This is a genomic window from Epibacterium sp. MM17-32 (assembly GCF_022348205.1).
Classification (GTDB): domain Bacteria; phylum Pseudomonadota; class Alphaproteobacteria; order Rhodobacterales; family Rhodobacteraceae; genus Epibacterium.
This window is the reverse complement of sequence record NZ_JAKRFC010000006.1, coordinates 1-18,059: the sequence shown is the minus strand read 5'-3', so window position 1 is coordinate 18,059 and position 18,059 is coordinate 1. Positions and strand designations below refer to the sequence as shown.

18 protein-coding genes and 1 tRNA gene are annotated in these 18,059 nt (G+C 59.1%); 1 reads left to right on the top strand and 18 read right to left on the bottom strand.

Annotated features, from left to right (window positions below):
* Positions 1-41: 41 nt before the first annotated feature.
* The 17 genes from MHM88_RS11250 to MHM88_RS11170 all read right to left on the bottom strand — a co-directional run bounded on the left by MHM88_RS11250 (position 42) and on the right by MHM88_RS11170 (position 14,749).
* Entirely contained in the window at positions 42-1,829 is a 1,788-nt protein-coding gene (locus MHM88_RS11250) for an adenosylcobalamin-dependent ribonucleoside-diphosphate reductase (protein WP_239364581.1), read from the bottom strand.
* Between the two features lie 84 nt (positions 1,830-1,913).
* Positions 1,914-2,627: a DUF3310 domain-containing protein gene (locus tag MHM88_RS11245; protein ID WP_239364567.1), complete on the bottom strand. Its 714-nt coding sequence runs from the start codon at positions 2,625-2,627 to the stop codon at positions 1,914-1,916.
* On the bottom strand, positions 2,609-3,469 hold the full coding sequence (locus MHM88_RS11240) for a hypothetical protein (protein ID WP_239364565.1): 861 nt from the start codon (positions 3,467-3,469) through the stop codon (positions 2,609-2,611). The genes MHM88_RS11245 and MHM88_RS11240 overlap by 19 nt, the downstream gene beginning before the upstream one ends.
* Entirely contained in the window at positions 3,459-3,641 is a 183-nt protein-coding gene (locus tag MHM88_RS11235) for a hypothetical protein (RefSeq protein ID WP_239364563.1), read from the bottom strand. The genes MHM88_RS11240 and MHM88_RS11235 overlap by 11 nt, the downstream gene beginning before the upstream one ends.
* Positions 3,642-4,050: 409 nt before the next feature.
* Positions 4,051-6,039, bottom strand: coding sequence for a DNA polymerase (locus MHM88_RS11230; protein ID WP_239364561.1), 1,989 nt, complete (start codon positions 6,037-6,039; stop codon positions 4,051-4,053).
* Between the two features lie 39 nt (positions 6,040-6,078).
* Positions 6,079-6,438 (bottom strand): hypothetical protein, encoded by a 360-nt coding sequence (locus MHM88_RS11225; protein ID WP_239364560.1) that lies wholly within the window; start codon positions 6,436-6,438, stop codon positions 6,079-6,081.
* Positions 6,439-6,465: 27 nt separating this feature from the next.
* Positions 6,466-7,956 (bottom strand): toprim domain-containing protein, encoded by a 1,491-nt coding sequence (locus tag MHM88_RS11220; RefSeq protein WP_239364559.1) that lies wholly within the window; start codon positions 7,954-7,956, stop codon positions 6,466-6,468.
* A 167-nt stretch (positions 7,957-8,123) separates the two neighbouring features.
* Positions 8,124-8,375, bottom strand: coding sequence for a hypothetical protein (locus MHM88_RS11215; protein WP_239364558.1), 252 nt, complete (start codon positions 8,373-8,375; stop codon positions 8,124-8,126).
* A gap of 13 nt (positions 8,376-8,388) precedes the next feature.
* Positions 8,389-8,652, bottom strand: a complete 264-nt coding sequence (locus MHM88_RS11210; protein WP_239364557.1) for a hypothetical protein — start codon at positions 8,650-8,652, stop codon at positions 8,389-8,391.
* Between the two features lie 46 nt (positions 8,653-8,698).
* Entirely contained in the window at positions 8,699-9,181 is a 483-nt protein-coding gene (locus MHM88_RS11205; RefSeq protein ID WP_239364556.1) for a helix-turn-helix domain-containing protein, read from the bottom strand.
* 116 nt (positions 9,182-9,297) lie between these two features.
* Positions 9,298-10,017, bottom strand: a complete 720-nt coding sequence (locus MHM88_RS11200; RefSeq protein WP_239364555.1) for a LysM peptidoglycan-binding domain-containing protein — start codon at positions 10,015-10,017, stop codon at positions 9,298-9,300.
* Positions 10,014-10,466, bottom strand: a complete 453-nt coding sequence (locus MHM88_RS11195) for a hypothetical protein (protein ID WP_239364549.1) — start codon at positions 10,464-10,466, stop codon at positions 10,014-10,016. The genes MHM88_RS11200 and MHM88_RS11195 overlap by 4 nt, the downstream gene beginning before the upstream one ends.
* An 83-nt stretch (positions 10,467-10,549) precedes the next feature.
* Entirely contained in the window at positions 10,550-11,293 is a 744-nt protein-coding gene (locus MHM88_RS11190) for a hypothetical protein (protein WP_239364546.1), read from the bottom strand.
* Positions 11,280-11,447 (bottom strand): hypothetical protein, encoded by a 168-nt coding sequence (locus MHM88_RS11185; RefSeq protein WP_239364544.1) that lies wholly within the window; start codon positions 11,445-11,447, stop codon positions 11,280-11,282. The genes MHM88_RS11190 and MHM88_RS11185 overlap by 14 nt, the downstream gene beginning before the upstream one ends.
* Complete coding sequence (locus MHM88_RS11180) at positions 11,444-11,686, bottom strand: hypothetical protein (RefSeq protein WP_239364542.1); 243 nt, start codon at positions 11,684-11,686, stop codon at positions 11,444-11,446. Before MHM88_RS11180 ends, MHM88_RS11185 begins: the two co-directional genes overlap by 4 nt.
* Positions 11,683-11,949: a hypothetical protein gene (locus MHM88_RS11175; protein WP_239364540.1), complete on the bottom strand. Its 267-nt coding sequence runs from the start codon at positions 11,947-11,949 to the stop codon at positions 11,683-11,685. Before MHM88_RS11175 ends, MHM88_RS11180 begins: the two co-directional genes overlap by 4 nt.
* A 91-nt stretch (positions 11,950-12,040) precedes the next feature.
* Positions 12,041-14,749, bottom strand: a complete 2,709-nt coding sequence (locus tag MHM88_RS11170; protein WP_239364539.1) for a DNA-directed RNA polymerase — start codon at positions 14,747-14,749, stop codon at positions 12,041-12,043.
* A gap of 572 nt (positions 14,750-15,321) precedes the next feature.
* Here MHM88_RS11170 and MHM88_RS11165 point away from each other — a divergent pair.
* Positions 15,322-15,398, top strand: a tRNA-Arg gene (locus MHM88_RS11165).
* A gap of 776 nt (positions 15,399-16,174) precedes the next feature.
* Here MHM88_RS11165 and MHM88_RS11160 read toward each other — a convergent pair.
* A partial coding sequence (locus MHM88_RS11160) for an ATP-binding protein (protein ID WP_239364538.1) occupies positions 16,175-18,059 on the bottom strand: 1,885 nt, incomplete at its 5' end.

Sequence of the window (18,059 nt, the reverse complement as noted above, 5' to 3'; positions counted from 1 at the left end):
CACTTAAAGGGGGGAAGAGGAGGCCCTGAGGCCTTCCTCTGTCACTCGCAGGTCTTCTTCCCGGTCGCGGGGTCGAAGGTGCATGATGCGCCATCTGCGAACTCAGGCGTCTCTTCAGGCGGCTCGGGACGCTCAACCAAACTGGCCCACTTGGCTTTGATGCGCTGCCAGAGTGTGGGCTTGGGCTGGTCTTCTTCGGATGCGCTCAGGATGCCGAAGCGTTTGCCTGCCATGCGGAATGTCGTGCAGCCTTTGGCCCCGCCGCGCCACGCCTCGATGTAGACTTCCTTGAACTCGTCATAGGTCACGTCGTCGCCGATGTTGCACGTCTTGGAGCAGGCGCTGTCGACCCATTTCTGGAAGACATTGAGCATACCGACGTGTTCGAGTGGGGTCAGCTCGTTGGCTGTGCGCCCCTTTACGCCGAACACCCGATAGCCATAGTCCGTCACGGTCTCGACCTTCTGCTGGCCATGGGTGGTGCGGACGATGCGGTCGTGGGAGTGCATGAACGGCGGCTCGATGCCGGAGCTGACATTGTCTGCCGCGAGGGAGATAGACCCGGTCGGCGCAATGGATGTCAGATGCGAGTTGCGGATGCCGTGGCGGGCGATCAGGTTGAACACGTCGCTATCCAACCTGCCGATGTACTCGCCATGGAGGTAGCTCTCGTCATACAGGGGAAACGCACCCTTCTCTCCAGCGAGTAGAGCTGAGGCCCTGTAGCACTCATTGGCGAAGCGCTGCATTACCATGTCGCAGAACTCGATGGCTTCGGCGGTCCCATACGGGTGACCGATGGCTTCCAGCGCGTTCGCCACGCCCATCGCCCCGAGGCCCATGCGGCGCTTGGCCTTGGCCTCTGCCTCTTGTTCAGGCAGCGGGTAGATAGTGCGGTCGATCACATTGTCCATCGCGCGGACGACTGCGTGGATGTCCCTCAGGAGCTGGGGCAGATCAAAGCCGTAGCCCCCGCCTTCCTTGGTGAACACATACGCTGCCCAATTGAAGCTACCGAGGAGGCAGGCACCAAAGGGGGGCAGGGGCTGTTCGCCGCAGGGGTTCGTGGCCGCGATGGTCTCGCAATAGTAGAGGTTGTTCATCTGGTTGATGCGGTCGATGAAGAGGACGCCGGGTTCTGCCCAGTCCCATGTCATCGCCATGATCTCGTCCCACAGGTCGCGGGCTTTGACGGTCGCGTAGACCTCACCATCGAACTCCAAGTTGAAGTCCTCGTCATCCAGCACGGCGTACATGAAGGCGTCCGTGATACCGACGCTCATGTTGAACTGGGTCAGCACATCGTTGTTCGCCTTGGCGTGGATGAACTTGCGGATGTCAGGGTGCCACACAGGCATGACTGCCATCTGCGCACCACGGCGGTCGCCCGCACTGGCCACGGTCTTGCATGTGGAATTGTAGACCTCCATGAAGGACAGCGGGCCAGACGCATGTGTCTGCATGGTAGTCACATCCGCGCCTTGTGGCCGGATCGTGCCGAAGTTGTACCCGATGCCGCCACCCTTCTGCATGGTAAGGGCGGCTTCGGTGTTCCTCTTCATGATGCCAACCATGCTGTCCGGGATAGTGCCCGAGACAAAGCAGTTGAAGGCTGTGGTGCTGCGGAAGTTACCGGCGGCGGACTGGATGCGGCCTGCCGGGATGAAGCGCCGGTTCAGGAGGATGTCCAGAAGGCCCGCTTCGTGGTCGGGGTCGTCGGCCAGAGCATGTGCAATGCGGCGCATGGCGTCCTCAAAGCTCTCGCCGGGGAGTCGATGTTTCGAAGCGCCGATCTCCTCAGAGATTAGCAGCTCGGGTCCGTAGTTCATGAGATGTTTCCTCAGACAAAAAGCCCCCTGCAGTTGCGCAGAGGGCCTTTGTTCACTTGTTGTTGTTGTTGGAGGGTGACCGCCTCAGACGAACAGAGGTTCGCCCTTGATCATGCGGATGCGCTTCTGGGCGATGTCGATGCCCTTCTGCAGATCCTTGATCTCGCTCTCTTCCGAGGTCATGCCGGGGTAAAGCTTGTGGCCAGCGCGGCAGGTGTACTTGACGATGTTCCAGACGTGGCCTTCCAGCCGGTTGCGCATGGCAAACTCCAGAGGCTGGATCTCAAAGCGGGCATAGTGTGCCGGGTTGGCGACGATGTCCTCTTCTTCCTCTTCCACCTCAGCAGGCTCCGGCACTTCGGTGCCCGTCTGGTCGTCATTGGCGAGGACGAAGCGGGACGTGCTGGCGAAATCGACCGATCCACCATTGTCTGTCATCAGACCACTGCAGGTGGTGTCGTACCGTTCGCCTTTGGTGAAGATCACAGATTTGCCGTCGTTGTCATCAACACACAGATAGGTATTCCCGAGGGTCAGGCCCCCCGCGTCACGCAGTTGCCGCACGGTCATCGGAACCATCCCCGCCCGCTCGATCAGGTAGAAGGTGTCCATGCTCGGGTCCAACGTGTCTGCGACCCCGCGCGGCTTGCCCGTTTTGATGTCGGTGCCAGCGCCCACTTCGACGTCGTGTTTCAGGAGCCGCGTGACAGGGTGGGCAGTCTTCTTGGCACCCCATGTGATGATGTCGCCCACAAGGAGATCCTCAAAGGCGATGGTTTTCAGGTTGCTGGTGTCCATAGGATCACTTCCTTGTTCTTGAAATCATAGTCGGATGAGCGGAGGATGCGGGCCACTCGGGCCTGCCTGAGGGCTTCTTCTTCGCCTAGTCCCGCAGCCGCATAGTGGGAGACCACAGCTTCCCAGAGGTCGTCGCATTCGACTTCCTTGTAGCGGGTCTCAGTCTCGCCTTTGCGCGGCCCGCGTTTCAGCTCGTGCTGGTACGGGACTTTCTTGAGACGATCTTTGACGATCTTCTCGGCAATGGTGGCACCTATGCCGGGACACCCGCCGTAGCCATCTGTCACATCCCCCATGAGGGTCTGCAGCATGTGGAACTCATCGGCCTCCTCTTCGGAGATCTTGAGGATGTCGAATGCCCCGACCAGCTCGGCCCCGTCTGCGTCAACCACGGCCTTGGTGCGGACGTAGTTGCAGGGGATCGTCTTCATGTCCTTGTCGATGGACACGATGATCTTCTCCCCGGAGCCTCGGGTCGCGAGGATGCCCATGACGTCGTCCCCTTCGAGGCCGGGGCGCATGACAGCATCGCGGTTCTCGATCAGCCACTCCTTGAGGTGGAACAGGATCAGAGGCTTCTTCGTCGTCTTCCGGTGGGTCTTGTAGGTCGGCAGCACGTCCAGCCGGAAGTTGGCCTTGGGGTCAGTCAAGCAAAGGACCACCTTGTCGGCGTCCAACTTTTCCTTGATGTCCTCGACCATGGTGTCCACGCGCTGCCATACAGCGTCGAACTCAACGTGCCACGTCCAGAAGCCCGGCTCCCACTCAATGGCGGTCTCGAGCGCTGATGCGGCCTGATAGGCAAGGACGTCGGCGTCGATCAGGAGTGTCCTATTGGCCATCGCTGGCCTCCTCGCCCTCCTCAGGTGCGTTGATCGTTACCGGGGTCGTGTCGACAGCGTTGCCTTGCGCGGCCAGCGCCAGTGCCGGTGTCTTGTAGACCTTGAAACGCCGGGTGCCGCCGAGGATTGCGCAGCCGCTGCTGTCGAGAGGGATGTGTCCAATGATCTTCATCGGGTTTCTCCATGTGTTGTGTAAGGGGAGGGAGGCTCACCGCTCCCTGAACTGCGCAAACTGGCAGGAGTTTTCTTGTGGCTTGAGAGTGATGTCGTCCCGGCTGCCGAGGGCCGATGCAGGGATCAGCCAGAGGCGGTGCGTGTGAACGACCGCGAGGATGTCATAGCGGTCAGCCGGATTGAGTGCATTGGTGGCACCTAACCTGCGGACGCGCACAGTGTCGGTCCCAGTCTCGCTCGCTTTGACTTGGACGCGCTTGGCCCCGTGGGAGGTTTGGACCATGAGATCCACCCAGCCCGCCTGTGCCACGGGGAAGAACACAGGCCAGCCTTGGGAGAGAAAGAAGGAGGCGACAAGGTGTTCCCCTGCCGCCCCGAGATAGTGTGATGGTACTGAGCCAGCGTGGTCAGTGGGTCTCGGCCCAGTTCCCCCCGTGCTTGTAGTCAGCGGCGAGAGGACACCGGAACCCCAGAGCTTCACCGGCTTCACGCATAGCTTCTTGTGCTGTTCTTCCGACAACGTCTTCTAGTCCTTTCCTGACGAGGGTCTGAACCTCATCGTGGACGTGCGCGACGATCCTGAAGTCCCGGCCAGAGACCAGTCCTTGCTCGATCAGCTTGTCGTAAAAGAGGATCGTCGCGACCTTGACTGCGATGGCACCAGCGGACTGCAGCAGGGTGTTGAGGGCTGCGTGTGCGGAGCGGACGTGCATTGCGCCGCCGTCGATGCTGATGATCTTGCCGTCTTGTTTCTTGATTTGCGCGGCGATGGTTTCTTTGAGCCGCTTGAGTGCAGGGGTGCGCTTGAGGAACGTGTTGATGAGCTGCTGCCCAGCCTTGCGTTTCGCTGCGGAGCTGCCTGTGGGGTTTACGATCTCACCGATGGTCTCGGCCCCGGCCCCGTAGAGGAAGGCGTAGATGAAGCGCTTGGCGATCTTGTTGCGCCAGTACGCATGTTCCTCGTTGTGTTCGTCGTACTCCTGCCCGTCGAGCTTGCCGCCAGACAGCGCCTGAGCGTGGGTCCAGTGGATGTCTCCGTCGAGGACGATGTTCGTGTAGGCCCCGCCGTCGAAGTAGTTCATGTAGTGGGCAAAGCACCGCAGCTCTAGGCCGCTCGCGTCCCACCCCAGAAGGCTCCAGCCGTCCGGTGCGTACATCAGCTCGCGGAAGTCCTTGCCGAAGGGGACGTTGATCGCGGGGAGCTGTGCCATGTTTGGCTTGCTGTGGGTGCATCGTCGCGTCACCGCGCCATTGGTCATGACTTGGCCGTGGATGGTGCCGGTCTTCCCATAGGGGATGAGACCCTTGCCGCCCTTGCCTTCGAGCATCCCGAGCCGCTTATCCAGCAGGAAGTATTCCGCCAGCATCTTGGCCTCAGGGTACTTGAGCGCCTTTAAGACCTTCTCATCGATTACAGGTTGGCCTGTCTCCGTGTACGCCTTGGGCTTCCACCCGTACTTCTCCTTGAGCCACCTTGCGATGTGCTGCCGGGAGCTTGGGTTGAACACGACCTCCTTGCGCTTCAGGACAGGCTGGCCTTTGACGTACCCCAGCTTGCTGTTGTTCACCTTGGGGATGAACTCTGTGACGTCCTCCTTGGGCGGGAAGGCATCGGCGAGCTGCGCAGTCAGCTCCATGTGACGGCGCATGAGGCGGCGCTGCAGGTCTGCGGCTTTGACCTGATGGAATGGGAACCCGTTGCGCTCCATCTCCGCGAGGATGATCGCGAAGTCTCGCTCGATCTCGATAGCCTTCTCGGCATACCGAAGGTTCTTGGACCGGCACTTCTGCAGGAGCTTGCGCCCCGCCACGACGTCTTGGTCGCAGTAGAGCTGCATGTCGATGTTCCAGTGCGCCCAAGGGTCGAGGCCTTTCGCCTTCATCTCCTTGGAGTAGTCCCCCTTCCACTCGCCGAGGCGGTAGCCCCACGCTTCGAGGCCGTGCGAGCCAATGAGCTGGCCGGGGAACTGGGTCTTGAGGTGTTCATGCACCCACTTGGCGGGGTCTTCCTCGTCCGCTGGAACCTGTTTGAAGGCTTTCTTCTTGAGGGCCTTGCGGAGCGCGAAGTCCTGTTCCTTGATCTCAGGCCAAATGAGGCGCGAGAGGATCAGGGTGTCGATGATCTGGTCGCGGCGTAGGTGGAACCACGGCTTGATCTTCTGGATGGCCGGGATGTCGAACTTGATCCCGTTGTGGAAGGTCACCGTGTCCGCACTCATGAGGAGCTTGAGACCTTCGTCGATTGACAGGACAGTGAAGCCCTCTGGGTGGGTGAACGGGTGATCCGTACAGGACCACTGCTCCCCGGTCTCTACGTCAATGAGACACAGGGAGTGGATGGTGGTCATTTGTTCCAGAAGGCCGTCACTCTCGATGTCAGCTACCAATTCAAACATTGGAGCCTCCTGTGGTGAGAGTGTTGGGGGCGTGGGGGATCAGTAGAAGTCGCTGTGGTCGCGGCGATAGAACGCCTCACGAGACCCCTCACCGGGCAGGCAGTAGCGGTCGAGCTTCATCAGATCCTCGAGCTTCGCATCCGTGGTCATGTACGCTTCCTCTCGGATGGTCCGAGCGAACTGCCCTTGCTCGACGACTTGGCGCTTCCATTCGATACGGAAGTCGATCTTGGTCACCGAATTGCGGACTGGCATGTCAAACGGCGCGGGCAGCGGAGCGGATCTCGGGCTATCCATTAAGGCCACGCTGTAGACGTCCCCTCGGATTACCTCGGTCACCTTGAGGGTGCCCAAGAGACGGTTGCTGTTCTTGCTGTCGTAGACTTCGATGTCAGGCATATTGATTGCCACCTTGCATAGCTGTGGTTAAAAAGGGTCGTCGTCATCCCCGCCGAAGGGGTTGTCGTCGAGGTCGGACCAGTCTTTCTCGATGAGGCGTCCGGTGCTGTGTTCGTAGCCCATCGGGAATGTCTTCCCTGTGGACTGCCCGGTGACCCGGTCCTTGAGGCAGCGCAGTGTTGTGGTCGTGCGCTCGATCTCGTCTTCGGCCTGCTGGTTTCTCTCCAGACCGAACATGTGGTGACACCAGTAGCCAATGGCTCTGCTGCCTTTGAAGTGGCGGATCATGACACGCCCGCCTTCCTCGTGGGGCTTTCCCTCAGGGGTCGCGAGGTGGCTGATGATCAGCACCCAGATGTCCAGCTCCTTCACGAGACCGCCCAAGCGGGCCATGATATCCTCCAGAGCTTTACGCTCGTCCTGCTCGGATGCAGCCAGAGCTGTCAGGTGATCGAGGTAGAAGATGCGTGTGCCTTCGCTGTGGTAGAGGAACCGGATGAAGTCCTCGATCTTGTCGTAGTCCGCGCTGCCGAAGTGGTCGTACAGGGAGATACGGTCGTCGGCCTCGAGCTTGTCCAAGGCACCGGACAGCTCTTCATGCGTCCACTCGTTGGTCTCAGGATCTGAGGGGATGTGGAACTTACGCCCGACGTTCTTGCCTGCCAGCCGTCGCCCGGTTTCCTCGGGCTGCTGCTCCAGCATGATCACGCCCACTGGGAGACCCAGCACGGTGACGTCGTAGTCGATCTGCTGCGTGATGTAGTCGGTCTTGCCCACACCCGTGCCCGCCCCGAGAGCGTCCAGCTCACCGAAGCGTCGGCCATAGGTGGCTGCCGTCAGACCTTCGTGCCACCAAGGCATCCCCACAACGGGGTCTGTCATGATGCGCTCACGCAGGCTGGAGAGCTTCACCAGATTGTCTGGCCGGTACTCCTTGGCACCGAAGATGGCGTCGATGATCTCAGGGCCACGCTCGGCCAGAAGCATCTCATTCGCATCCTTGAGAGGGAGCGATGCGATCTTGGCTTTCCCGTGGCGGAACAGGCGGGCGCACTCTTTGGAGGCTTCGATGCCGTCCTCGTCCATGTCGAACATCAGGACCACTTCGTCGGCCATCTCGCACCATGCGAGCTGTTCAGCGATGTCCTTCTTGGCCCCGCCAGCGCCGCGCTTGACGGACACTACGGCCCAGCGATTGCGGCTGGAGTTGATCACCTGCCAGACAGACATGGCGTCGATCTCGCCTTCGGTGATGATGAGCTTCGACGGGCCGTCGCGCATCGCCTGCTGCCCGAATAGGCCAGCGGCTTTCTGGTCCCCGATCCACGGGAACTCCTTGCCCTTCAGGCGGATGTGCTGGGCCACGGCCCCGCCTTCAGGGACATGGTACGTGGCGCAGTGGCACCTCTTTCCGTTCAGCTTGGACAGGCTGTAGTCAAACTTACGGCATGTTTCCTCAGTCAGCCCGCGCACCGGGATCGCCTTGTATTCCCCACGGGGGATCAAGTCTTCGGACATGGGCTTCCTCTTCCGTGTCTTGGGCAGGCCTTCGCCCCCATCGCCGGGGACGTAGGCTTCGCATTTGTGGCAGTACTGGTGGCCGTCCGAGTACAGGCTGTTGGCGTCGGACGAGCCGCAAGTGTTGCAGGGGATGTGTTCAAGGAACTCGGACTCGTCCTCGGCCATCAGGCGATGAACCGTTCGATCCGGTTGGCCATCTCAGCGGCGCGTTCTGCTTCCGCCGAGCGCTCATCCGCTTCGGCTGCAACTGAGTTCGCGGCGAGGCGCATGGATGCGGCCTTGTCGTTGAGCTTCGCGCCTTCTGCGGTCGCTTCGTCGGTCAGCTTGCGGAGCTGTGCCGCCTGCTTGGAGAAGCTGGAGAGGATGCTGCTTACGGACTTGCGACGGCCAAGGGCCACGAGGATGATGTTGAGCATTGGTTTCACTTTCTCAGTTGGAGGGTTTGTCGAAGCACTGCATGGTGCTGGTGGCGTCCGTGAAGGTCAGGACACAGGTCACGTCTTCATTGGATTCTGGGGTGAACTCGTAGACGCGGACGTCGAGGCCGAGGGTCTCAACGCGGTACGCGCTGTCGGCCTCCTTGGGGGCGAGCTGGCCGTTCTTGTACGCAGACCAAAGGCCCGCGTCGGCACTTGCCATGGGCAGCAGGAGGGCGAGGCTGGACAGCGCCGCGACGATGGCGATCTTCTTCATGGGGAAGCTTTCAGTTGTGGGTGGGTTGAGCGATGGTGGGCCTTAATCAGGCTGCCAAGGCGTACCGGGTGTAGCGCTTGCCGGTGATCGGGTGGACCTTGCGGTCGCGGACCACGCGGTAGCCTTCCTCTTCGATGTCGCAGACGCGGCGGGCCAGAGTGGCCGAGGTGATGCCATAGTCGTCCATCGCCTCACGGGCGGAGATCGACCCGGCGCGGCGCATGTGCTGGCACACGGTGCGGGCTTGGACACTCAGGTTCCCGAAGACTGGCTTCTTCGGTTCAGCCTGGGGGGCCTCTTCAGGTTCGAAGGCTTTCTCCTGATCGGCGACGACCTGCTGGAGGAACGCGATGATCTGCTTGGTCTGGCTCAGGTTGAGGTCCAGATCCCCGCCGCCGTGCTTCGAGCGCCGCACCACGACACCGCCTTTGAGGGACGGAATGTGAGCGGTGGTTTCGCCCGCACTCTCGATTGTGATGGAGCCAAAGATAGTGGAGCAGCAGTCTTCCAGAGTGAGAGAATGTGTCATGTGGGTTGTCCTTCTTTTCCAGTTGTCGGATGCGCTATGGGCAGCGCTTGAACGAAAAAGCCCCCAACGGAATGAACCGAAGGGGGCGATGGTGCCTGCTTGAGGAATGGTGGCACTTAATGCCGGAGGCGCAGTTTCTGGCCGGGGATAATGAGGTCCGAGGTCAGCTTGTTCAGCCCCTCGAGGGAGTGCAGGGGGACGCCTGTCGCGTTGGAGATACCCCAGAGGGTGTCGCCGTCCTGCACGGTGTAGGTCTTGTGGACGCGGAGGGTCTTGTCCCGGTCAGCCATGGCGGCGGCGCTGGGCGCGAAGTTGCGGCGGGTGCCGTCTTCGACCTTGCCGCGCATCCACGTCTGCACCGAGAAGCATGGGCAGGCCTTGGGCGCTGCGTTGGTCCGCTTGATCAGGTCGCGGTGGCCGATGACGTTCTCGCGGGGGATGTTGAAGTGCGCCATTGCAGCCGTGATGTACTGCGCCAGCACCTCAAGCTGCCCGGTGGTGAAGTTGTCCTCGGGGGTGCGCCCGTCTTCCTTCACCCCGCCAGCCATGGAGACGCTAAGGCAGCGCTCGTTCCATCCGGGGCCGCACCCGCCAACGTGGGCACCTGTGCGCTTGTAGGGGCGCGTCCGGTGGCCAGTGGTCTCGTGCTGCAGCTCAGCGGAGCGGGTGATGATTGCGTTGTAGCCGTTCCCTGTCCATCCCTTTCGGCGGTGCAGACGATCTACCCAGAGGGCGTCGGCGTCGGTCATGCTCGGAGGGGTCGCCATGGCGTGGACGATCAGGTGGTCGTACTTGCCCTCGGGGATGCCGGAGGGGAATGTGATTTCTGGGGTCATTTCAGGCCTGCCTTTTGCAGTGCCTCGATTGAGCGGGGGTTCGTTGCCTCCCAGACCCAATCCTCGGGGACGCGCTTGTGGGCGTAGCGGAAGCCGTGCTTCTCGCACCAGTCCGCGTAGGTGGTCAGGGACTTCTTGGCAATGCGGGTCTTGGGGTTGCTGAACACGAACCGAATGTCGAGGTCGGGGTGTTCCTTCTGGATCAGCAGGTGCTTCTGCCGGTCCTTGGTTTCAAAGCGGCCCTTGGTCTCGATGATGATGCCATTGGGCTGCACGAAGTCGGGGGTGTATCGGGCGCTGCGGGCCGGGACGGTGTAGCGGATGAGGTCTTGCTCGTACTCCACGGAGACGCCGAGCTGTTCGTACTCAGCCGCCACCTCTTGCTCCAGCCCCGAGCGGTATCCTGCCGCGATTGCGCGTTGGCGCGGCGTCAGTTTCTTCTTGGGCATGGGGATGCCTTTCTCCAAACGCAAAAAGGGGAGCAGCCGTAGCTACCCCCCTTGGCGTCTGTTGTTGCTTGTTTCAGGTCAGATCAGAACGGGATCTCATCGTCGTCGAGGTCTTGGCCACCGTCGTCTTGGTCATCGCCATCGTCACCGTCCAAGTCGCCATCGTCATCGGCGTCGTCGACGTTGCCCTCGTACTCCTCCAGATCGTCAGCGTCGAAGTCGCTGTCCTCGTCTGCGCCGAAGGGATCTTCGGTCGAGCCGCCAGTGGACAGTTGGCTGATCTGGATCTCGTTCAGGTAGAGGCCGAGGAAGACTGCCGCGTCCTTGGGGATGAAGACCGGGTTGGTCGCGAATGCGATCTTGCCAATGGTGCCGCCGTAGACCAGAGGGCGCTTCTTCATCGGGATGATCTGGCCCTTGCCGTCACGGAACGGGACCGTGCGCTTCGAGGTCTTGCCGGTCTTGTTGTCGGTGAACTCGGCCTTGGTCTTGAACTTGAACTCGACGCGGCCAGTGGGTTCACCGTCTTCGTCCAGCTCGTCGTCGTAGAAGTCGTTGACCTCAGGCTCGGAGATCTTGCGCTTCTTCCAGCTTGCCTTGGTCTTCGCCGGGGCTTCGTCCATCTTCTCGACACCGGCCTCACGGGCGGCTTCGAGCAGCGGCTCCAGCTTCTTGATCAGCGGGGCAGCGTCTTCCTTGTCGAGGACAAGGGTGACCTTGTACATCGGGTCGCCGCCGAAGCGTTCAGCGCCTTTGTGGTCCGGGGAGTTCAGGTGTGCGAATTTGAAGACACCCTTGGGTGTTACGATTTGATCACGCTTTGCCATTGCGGGCGTTCCTTTCGAGTTCCTCGATGTTCACACCTGCCGCGTCGAGGGCGGCGTAGATGTCGAGGGGGATGGGTTGATGGTTTGCGGCTGCGGCTTTCGCGGCCTTGATCATGTTGCTGAGGCGGCGGCGGCGGAGTGAGCTGAACATCATTCGGGCCACCACTGGCTGCGCCCTCCGTCTTTGTCCGCAGAGAACGTCCAGCAAACGGCCATGAGGACGCCAAGCGCCGTGGCAACACGGAGCGCCGTAAGGACGCCAGCCCACGCCGGAACGGCCCAAGCGGCGAATGCGCCAAGGGCGACCAATCCAATGGCTCCGATGTTGAAGATGGCGACGAAGAGAAGCAGGCCCTGCGATAGGGTTTTGAGGAAGCTGAGTGAAGTCTTCATACCTCATTCTCCATGTACATGCGGACAGCCGCGAACTCGGGGCGCTTGCCCGCTTGGTCGTTCATGAGGTTGTCGGTGATGGTGAAGGCGTCCTGCGCTGGCACACCGAAGCGTTCGATCATCAGCTTGAAGGTCGCCGTGATGGCGATGAGTTGCAGGTGCGGCGGGAGATCTTGGACCGCATCGATCACACGCATGGTGCTTGTGGCGCTCTCGGTGGCGGGAGCCATGCCCATGAGATCACGGTTGAAACGGCTGGCCATTTCATTCCTTTCCAGTTGTCGGAGTTTGATTGAGCAATGGTGGCACCTAATGATGCCGACCATGCATTGCAGTAAGTCGACCTTGCATAGATCAGGCGAAAAAAAAGTCGGACTCCCGCACCGAAGTGACGTCGAGGTCACCTTTGGATGGTACAGGCTTCACGTCTTTCGCCTTGGCGGGGTCGACCTGAACGAGGATCTGCTGGCGGAAGTCTTCCAGCACGTCCTTGTCGTGGTAGAGGTCGACGAAGGCCTCACGAAGGCAGGCCGCGAGCTTGTCCGTGTTGGCTGCATGTGTCCCGAAGCTGTCGTGGATCATGGCGAAGTGGTGGATGCCATAGGTCACGGCGAGGTCGGTGGACATGACGAGGTGTGTCGCGTCGAGGGAGTGGACGAAGTTGGGGCTGATGGCATTGGCCATGCGGCGCTTGTCCAGCTTGTCTTCCTCCTTCTGCAGCGACAGCTTCACCACAGTGTCGCCCAGCTTGGTCTTCACACGGCGCGAGGACGTGTTCTTGTAGACCTGCATGACAGGGAAACCCGAGGGCGTCTGCCAGTACACAGGAAGCTCCTCCTTAGCGACCACCTTGGCGCACCCTTGGAGCCAGTCCATAGCAGCACGAGCCGCCACGACGACCTGAGAGATTGCATCCCAGATCAGCTTGGACATGTACTGGGTCGCCTTGAAGATCTGAGCCTTCGGCCAAGGGCTGTCATAGCCTTCCTCAAGACGTTCCTTGAGCCATGTCTCAGTGTACTCGCGGCACGAATACTGGGTCGACCCATAGGGCAACGTCATGACCTGACGCTTCGTCGTCTTCCTGTTCGGGAACAACGAGAGCCAGCCTTTGGCGTAGCCCTCTATAGTGTGGTCTATAGTATCATCTATAGCTTCCCTCTCCTCGTCGTCGAGGAGGTCTTCATCCATAGTGTGGTCTATAGTAGGGGACACCTGTGGAATGGTGGCACCCAAACCTTTGGCGTCCTTTTCAAGCTGCTCGACCACCCGGTCACACACTGCCTGATAGATGTCCGCAGGCTTATCCTGAGGTGTCAGGTTCACAGCAGCACCGCCAACAGGGTCTCGCAGCATTGCGGAGAAGTGCTGGATGCCTGAGCAGCTACCGTCCAGAGCGACAGGGAGGTGCGACACGAAGCCGTAGCCCTCGTCAATGAACTGCGCCCACTCCATGCAGAAAGCGAGGAACTGCCACGGCTTGTCCGCTTGCATCCACCAGATGTTGTCCAGAGGCGCAGCCGCGCTGTCCATGATCTCCTGTGCATGGTCTTCGACCCACTGGATGCGCTCCTCCAGCTCCTCCTTGTCGAAGCCAAAGGTGTTGGCCCCGTGGATCGCCAGCCAGCCAGCGGCCACACCGTCGTCGATGGCCATGCCGTCAGCGAAGTGGATGAGACCCTTGGTCAGGTCCGCGCCCTGCGGGTTGAAGCTTGGGATCGCATAGACCCGGCCACGGAAGTCGAGCTGGTACGGGAAATACATCACGTCGAGATCCACGAACATGGACGCCACCTTGAGCGTCTTGGCTGTCACCATGCGCTTGCTGCGGAGGCTCACGTTGCGGCTGTGCGCCTCGAATGCCAGCTTGCGCCACTCGCGCACCGTCTTCTCCCCCTTGGTCTCCACCGCGCGGCCCTGTTCGATGTCCTCGGCAGTCTGCGGGGCCTCCTCGATGTCGTCGAAGCAGTCGTGCTGGTTGCTGTCCTTGGTCAGGAGCTTGGGCAGCGGCACCGCTTGCCCGCACTCAGGGCAGGGGACGTACTGCGTATCCTCCCGAGACGGCAGGGCGCTCGCCTCAGTGGCTTCCTCCCACATCTGCTGGGCGACCTCATAGATCGAGGCGTTGATGCGCCAGCGGGTGGACTGCAGGGCGTTGATGGACGAGTACACGGCAGGCATCTCATCCTTCCGGTCGGCCATCTCGGTCAGGTAGTTGTTGTTGTTCGATTTGACCAAGGCGTTGCGCCCCTGTGCGTCCTGCGTCAGGTAGCCGCCGTTGAACGGGTCGGTCCACTCCAGCGGCTCAACAGCCATCGGCATGTGCGACGGTGCCAGCAGCTCGGACTTGGCGTTCTCGTTCTCGATCCACTCCAGCAGCTTGGCGGTGGGCTGCAGAACCTTCACGGTGTCGCGGCGGCTGGCGATCTCCTCGCCCACCATGACGTACCCTGTGCCGAGGACGTAGTCGATCAGCAGCATCCCGAGGTGCAGCTTGTCCTGCTCAGGCCATGCGACCCACTGGTCCTCACTGTAGCGTTTCTCGAAGCCGCCCATGCTGGCACGTTTGCGGCCATAGGTGGTGGCCAGCTTGACCTTCTCCATGCCCCGGTCATAGCGGTACTTGTTGTTTTTCTTAAACTCGGTGAAGCGGACCTCGTCTTCGATCCGGCCCCCGATGTTCACGGCCACACGCTGGAGGAGCTGGCGCTTGCCTGTGAGGCTGTCGATCACGCACCGCATGGCGATGAAGGCGGCGACGTCAGACTTGGTCTGGGACAGGTATTTGACCGCGCTGTGCCGACGCCCCGGCTTGCCCGAGGATGCCTTCTCCACGAACGCGTCGATCTCGGCGGCGATGGTATCCACCGACCGGGCGATTAGGGTCTGGCCGTAGCGCGTGGCGCTCTCGTTCCCTTTCTCGCGGGCCTTCTCGATCTGCTTGCGGATCTGGTCACGGCCCATGGTCACCATGCGCTCTTCCATGCCCAGCTCAATGGCCAGCATCTCGTCGCCGTATGTTGCGGCAAGCTCGGTGATCGGGCGGCGTGTCTCGATTGTCATGTGCAGCATCTCCTGTGTTCTGCAACACCCGGCAACATTTGTTGCGGCGGGGAAATATCTAATGCCACTACGCATAGGTGTGGCCAAAAGAAAAACCCAACGCCTAAACGTCAGGTTTTACAGTGTTTTGAGGATTGTTTGCCACCTTGCACAGGTAGCGGAGTGGAACCTAAATCTGGTGCGTCTACCAATTCCGCCACACCCGCACAGCGACAGGAGACACCCGTCGCGGAGCTGGTGATTATCAGAGCTTCTTTGTGGATGCGAGAGGAATTCTCGCCTTGCAAGACAGAAAATGGCGGATTTCGCAGTGCGGCTCTTTGGGTGAAGGCTAGGCGCGCGGAACCATCGCGCGTCAGAGCAAACGTGGCAGGTGTAAGCGCCGCGGGGGGCTGACCTCGTAAAGTTCTTGAGCATTGCGCGCGTTTCTCCGGAGGCGGAACTGGCTAGGTCGCACAAGAGCACAGGGGGGCACGAATGGAAGTTTTTATTCGGGGCGGGCAAAAAACTTACGAGATGCTGCGTTTTGGCCTTGCACCTCGACGCGGTGGCCAATAAACCCCGCCCTCAGTGGACCGATAGCTCAGCTGGATAGAGTACTTGACTACGAATCAAGGGGTCGGGGGTTCGAATCCTCCTCGGTCCGCCACTTTTCAAATTGTTGAACGTCAGACGAAATTGACCTAGGCGTCATAAACTGACCCAATCCGCTGTTTTTGCCGTGTGGCTTGTTGCGTTGATCTGACCTTCCTTTTGGAAAATCAGGGCTGATTTGCAGGATCAGTCGGCGCAGCCGCCTGTTCCTGCTGATCTGCCACGTGGCGAACGCGGGAGGGGGCGAGGCAATGCTATTCGACCGGGTTGGTGCGGCCCGCAGGCGCAGCCGAGGACACGGCCCGGTCTAATCGAATTGCCCGAGGGGGAGGGTAGCACCCTCTCCCTGACGGCCAGGGGGCGTTTGGCTTGTCCAAATCCCGCTGGCCCACAAAACAGAAGCGGCGGGGCCATCAGCCCCGCCTCCGTGTTGCGGTCATTCAATTTTGAAAACTGAGTTCACAGGTTTGGGACAATGCGGCCACTCGTATGTTCGGAGGCAAGGACCGCAGTCAGCCCAAACTCGACATTCACGCAAGGCGCGGCGAAGTCTCTGCTGCAAGCGCGAAAAGCTCCCCGAAAGCCGCCGTTCAGCAGGCGGTGGCGGACCTGCCTGATGCTGCATCAGGCACGAGTGACCGCGAAGCGCAGAAAGCGACCTTTACAAAGTAGTAGCAACCAGTCGGGCCCGCAGACGTGACCGGCCCTAAGCTGACCTTCGCACTAGGCCCATCGGATGACCGGTCCAGCATTTTAGTATGTACTCGGCAACCAAGATCAAGTGGTTGTTTGTTGTAACGGTAACATCGTTCTTTGCAGGTATGGCCCATATCAAGATGGAAGGTCCGATACCTCCTGCCAAATCTGTTCATCACATTGACTCTGTAAACTCAAGATTTTCGCGGCCAAAGGTTTTTTCGCAATATTGGGGATATACAAGAATCCATGGCGACCCTTATCTACACTAAGCAGCCCTTCTCTTTGAAGAATTTTTAGAATTTCCTTTGTGTTTTTATGCCTATCAACTTGCCCAAGGCCACGAAGCAAAGCTTCTTCTTGGCGCCCCCGGCCTGGTTGGAAAAACGTTTTATGCAAAATAACACATAGAATTCTTTGTGGGGCGCTAAGCTTAAAGTTTTTAATACTCGCTACGTTGCCGGCATCGTCGAAGGATGTGATTTCACAGCCAGACACCCAAGAGGGAACGCCAGCCTCGTTTGGAACCCCGAGTATCTCGGCGATAATAGAATTTCGAATTTCAACACCTTCGACCTCATAATCCGCAAGCTGAAGTCTATGGAAGATACATGAGTCGAAAGTAATATTCTTGTAGTGAGATAGCGTCATGTCTAGAAAGCGAATTTCAGCGCCCGAAATCTGAACATTGCTGCCGTCTACTTCTTCGGCATCCGAAAATCCAAGAGCGGCAATTATGTCAGCTGCTAGTATCGAGTTTTCCCTATCCGCAGCTCTCTTAGCGAGAGCGACAGCGGACTTATCATTCATTTGTTCTGATAGTGCTCTTCCTGCCACCGACAGACCGAGAGTATCGAGCGAGTTAATCCAGCGAGTTTCCGAAAGGTCTTCATCCTGAAATGATATATAGTCCGCAAGGTCACTACTCCTGAAACCATCAACGAGGTATTTATCGACAAACCTTCTATCTCGGGAGTCATAAGATATCCGCCCCAAACCCGGGAGCTTTTGAAGTAAAACCGCGTCCTCTTCGGCGGGCTCGTAACCGCGCACCGCCTTATACGCAGACTTTAGGCTTTCCAGAGTTACTGGTTCAACATCTCTGGGAAAATGACGACTTTCCCGGCCCAATCTCTTTAGAATCGCTAAAATGGTAGCTGCTTCGAAGTTTGCATTAATCCTTGCCTCTCTTTGACATATTAGCGTTGAGATATAGGACCATAGCTCAGCTTGGCCGCTTGCCTGATCTAGTCTTATTTTAGATATGTCCCCCTGCAGTTCAATAAGGATTTGATAGAGTAGCGGCCTCTTAGGTAACCACTCAGGCATATCCATTTCGATCTCAAAGGCCTTCAATAAATTCGATATCTCTTCGGTGCTGAATTCCTCGCGACACTCCAAGTGCAGGAACTTTGAATTATTTACACCAACTGAATCTAACAACTCACTATCTGAATTAAAATAGTGCTCTCGACCCGTAATAATCGTGCTGTGCGCCTTCCCGACAATTTCCCTAATCGGCTTTAAGGTGCGGCGCCGAATGTCGCGGAGTTTCTGTGGATCATCGCTCCATTGCGTGCCACCCATCTCGTCGAAGCCGTCAAGCAGCAAAATCAACTTTCCACTATTCAAAAGTCGAATTGCTGATTCTGCCTGACCATCTAACCCCAGTCCTTCGAGATGTGCACGAACAATTTGGTTTGCAGACGCTAACGCACCCACATCTCTGAGATCAATAGACAGAAAGTTGATTTCACTTCTTGCATCAAGAGCTTCAAAGACTTCCTTGCAGCAGCGGCTCTTCCCACTCCCAAATGTTCCAGTTAGGACAACGTTAAATCCTTGCACCAAATAGTCGCAAATGTCTGAAATTTGGTAGGACTTTGATCTAACCTTGTCGTCATAGGCGACAGGAATGAATTGGGGTGCCCCCACTGAAGTGGTCCACCTTTTGGGATAGGAATATCCCGTTTTCAGGAGGACGACGAGATGGCAGGCAAACGAGAGAAGCCCGAGGACA